The organism is Paucihalobacter sp., assembly GCF_036825875.1.
In the GTDB taxonomy this organism is placed as follows: Bacteria; Bacteroidota; Bacteroidia; order Flavobacteriales; family Flavobacteriaceae; genus Paucihalobacter.
The window spans coordinates 1,672-5,013 of sequence record NZ_DAISXK010000079.1; the positions used below are offsets into that span (position 1 = coordinate 1,672).

General features: G+C 35.1%; 4 protein-coding genes. All 4 read left to right on the forward strand.

Annotation, left to right across the window (positions count from 1 at the left end):
• On the forward strand, positions 1–1,054 hold a 1,054-nt coding region (locus tag V7Z48_RS13360), incomplete at its 5' end, for a hypothetical protein (protein ID WP_334114116.1).
• Positions 1,055–1,432: 378 nt separating this feature from the next.
• The gene (locus V7Z48_RS13365) at positions 1,433–1,843 is read left to right on the forward strand and encodes a MerC domain-containing protein (RefSeq protein ID WP_334114117.1); all 411 of its coding nucleotides are present in this window, start codon (positions 1,433–1,435) and stop codon (positions 1,841–1,843) included.
• Positions 1,844–1,866: 23 nt separating this feature from the next.
• Positions 1,867–2,511, forward strand: a complete 645-nt coding sequence (locus V7Z48_RS13370) for an ABC transporter ATP-binding protein (protein ID WP_334114118.1) — start codon at positions 1,867–1,869, stop codon at positions 2,509–2,511.
• The coding region (locus tag V7Z48_RS13375; protein ID WP_334114119.1) for an ABC transporter permease at positions 2,501–3,342 on the forward strand (842 nt) is incomplete at its 3' end. The genes V7Z48_RS13370 and V7Z48_RS13375, both read left to right, overlap by 11 nt.

A 3,342-nucleotide genomic window follows, 5' to 3' on the forward strand; every position in this document is an offset into this window, starting at 1 on the left:
AGAAAAAGCCAACTGTAAACTACCAAGAGTTGTAGAAGGCTCTATTGCGCTTGGGTTTCCTAAAGTGGAAGATTTAGCGCCTTCCATCGGTGTACTCAATATGATGGTGCTTTTTGTAGATTTTGATGATGTGCCTGCAACAAAACTGGTTGACAGTATTTTTGCAATCATCAATCCTATTGTACCCAACTTTTTTGAGGAAATATCCTATGGTCGTATGGAATTAAACTTAAACCCTCACATGGAATGGTTGCGATTAAGTAAACCTTCAGCTCATTATGGTGCAGGGATTTATAAAGGTCAATCACATTTAGATTTTATTCAAGAAGCTGTTGATTTGGCTAATGACAAAGTTGATTTTAGCGAGACACATACAGTTTTAGTTATATCAAACCCTGAAGCCAAAGCGATAGCGCTGGGTCCAACATTTAAGTCTCGCGATCCAGATTATCATATTAAAGCCGATGGCGCGAGTATTTCAACAGGAATAACTTCGGGTTATGATTTAAACTATTGGGGAGGCATTTGGTTAGCCCATGAAATGGGACACACTTTTGGGCTACCGGATCTCTATCATTTTGGTAATGAAAAATGGAATAAGTACGTTGGCACAATGGGGTTAATGGGTGTTTGTGATGCAAAGGCACCCGGCTATTTTGCTTTTGAACGTTGGGTTCTTGGCTGGATTGACGATGATCAAATCTACTGCCATGAAAGCGGCGAAGTCACCGTTGAAATTGAAGCTATTGAAAAAACCGGCGGCACAAAAGCTGTGGTTGTTTCAATTGACAGCACAACAGCGTTGGTAGTGGAGAGCCGAAGGAAGCTAGGTTTTGATAAACACATGCCGAAAGAGGGTGCTTTGGTTTATGTGGTCAACACAGCCTTACCCGGCGGAAGCGGCCCAATTCAAATAAAACCCGGAGTTGATAATGGCAAAATGATGGAGGATGCGCCAATGCTCGAAGGAGATATATATTCCTATGAAAATGTTTTAATAAGCGTTCTTAAGTCTAATGCTGATAGTGATATTGTTCACATTAAGGTAAACTGACAATAGTTTTGATTACGAACAAATTGTTTATTAAAATATATAAATAGGCTCATTGTTTAAATAATGCCGCTTTCAATAAGGCTTATGACTTTTGTATTTGTTTTCCCTTTTTAATAATAGCTTTAAGTTTTAATTTTTTTAAATAAAGAATCGTTTCAGGTTTTAATCTTTTTGTTTAATAATTTTTAATCAAAACATCTTACCATATAAAAGGTTTTTTATATTTGCAACTAAGTTGCATTAATATTCATTTGTTTTAGAAGGTTTAAAAACCCTAACAAACGAAACCTGAAAATAGTAGGGAGATTAGTCGTATTACAAATGATGATTAGAGGCGACCTAAATCCTTAATGTTGAAGTTATTTTAATGATAATCGGATGTCAGAATCAAAAACACTTATTAAACAAAAACAATCAGATATTTTCGGTGCTACAATAAGTGGAATTTGTGCCATCCATTGCACCTTAACACCTTTGCTTTTCGCTGCCAAGCCATTACTTCAAACTACAGTTGATGCCCATGAACATGCAAGTGACTTTTGGCACGCATTAGATTATGTATTTCTGATTTTGAGCCTTTTGGCCGTATGGTATTCAAGTGTTCATACCAATCATAAAACCATTAAATGGGGATTGTGGTTGGCATGGTTGATATTTTCTTTAGGAATTATTTCTGAACAATTACACTTAGAAAACGGAATTTGGTTGATGTATTTAGGTTCCATAGGCTTAATAGTTACTCATATTAAAAATTATCGTTTTTGTAAAAAATGTAAAAGTGGGATTTAAGAAATAAACTACAATCTTAATCGATGTTAAAAACAACTCGTCTATCTTATCAATATCCTAATTCGTTAAAAATGGTGTTTCCAGATATTTTAGCTGAAAATGAAGCTACTGTTTTGATTAAAGGAAATTCAGGTTGTGGAAAAACAACCTTACTACATTTACTGGCAGGACTTATCTCGCCCTTGCAAGGAGAAATCGAAATAGGACAGCATAAAATAACTGATTTAAATGCTTCTCAAATAGACCGATTTAGAGGGCAGCATATAGGAATTGTTTTTCAACAATCTTATTTCATTAAGTCATTGTCTGTTTTAGATAATCTGCTGTTGTCTCCTTTTGCAGGTACTAAATCTAAAGCATTAAGTATTGCAGAGCGTTTAAATATTAGCGACTTGTTAAATAAGAATCCTCAACAACTCAGCGTAGGTCAACAACAAAGAGTTAGTATAGCAAGAGCTGTAATAAATTCACCTCAACTCATTTTAGCCGATGAGCCCACAAGTGCTTTAGACGATAAAAATTGTGATTCAGTTTTAAATCTCCTTAAGCAAGAAGCTAAACTCAACCAAGCCACACTTATCATTGTAACACACGACAAGCGTTTAAATGATTCTGTAAGTCAAAATATTGAAATCAAATCGATTAAAAACGAAGACGATGCTGGTTAAAATGGCTTGGAAAAATATCATTTATAAACCACTAAACAGTGTGCTGTGCATTTGTTTGCTTCTCTTTGGGGTAAGTATCGTGTCTGTTTTGATTTTGTCACAGCATCAATTAAAACATAAATTTAATCGAGATTTAGAAAATATAGACCTCGTTGTCGGTGCTAAAGGTAGTCCGCTTCAACTGGTTTTGTCGGCTGTTTACCATATAGATACACCAACTGGAAACATCAATTTTTCTGAGGCAAAAAACATCATGAATAATCCAATGGTTAAAGAAGCCATTCCTTTAGCTTACGGCGATAGTTACCAAGGATATCGTATTTTAGGAACAACAGAAGCGTATTTAAACAAATACCAAGCTAAATTTAAAGAAGGTAAGATTTTCCAAGCTTCTCTTCAAGCTGTTCTTGGTGCAAAAGTTGCCGAAACAACAGGTTTAAAACTTGCCGATACATTTGTTGGAAGTCATGGTCAAGTTGAAGGTGCGCATGTGCATGATGAACACGTTTACAAAGTTGTAGGAATTCTTGACTATACAAATTCAGTATTAGATAATTTAGTGCTTACCAATTTAGAAAGCGTCTGGGAAGTTCACGAAAAAAACCACGTTCAAAACGCAAATCTAAATCAAGTTGAAGAGTCTAAAGGTCTTTCTAAAAATAAGCATGAACATGAAAAACAGGATGATAATGACCACGACCATAATCATAATCATGACCACGAGATAAAATCGGTTGAACCAAATGTTTTAAAAAATAAAGACAGCTTAGATATAACGGCTGTTTTATTAACTTATAAAACAAGGACTTCAGCAATGAGTATGCCTCGTTT

Bases quoted from the DNA above. Each gene is read 5' to 3' on its own strand.
- V7Z48_RS13365 (WP_334114117.1), top strand. From the start codon at position 1,433: ATGTCAGAATCAAAAACACTTATTAAACAAAAACAATCAGATATTTTC.
- V7Z48_RS13370 (WP_334114118.1), top strand. From the start codon at position 1,867: ATGTTAAAAACAACTCGTCTATCTTATCAATATCCTAATTCGTTAAAA.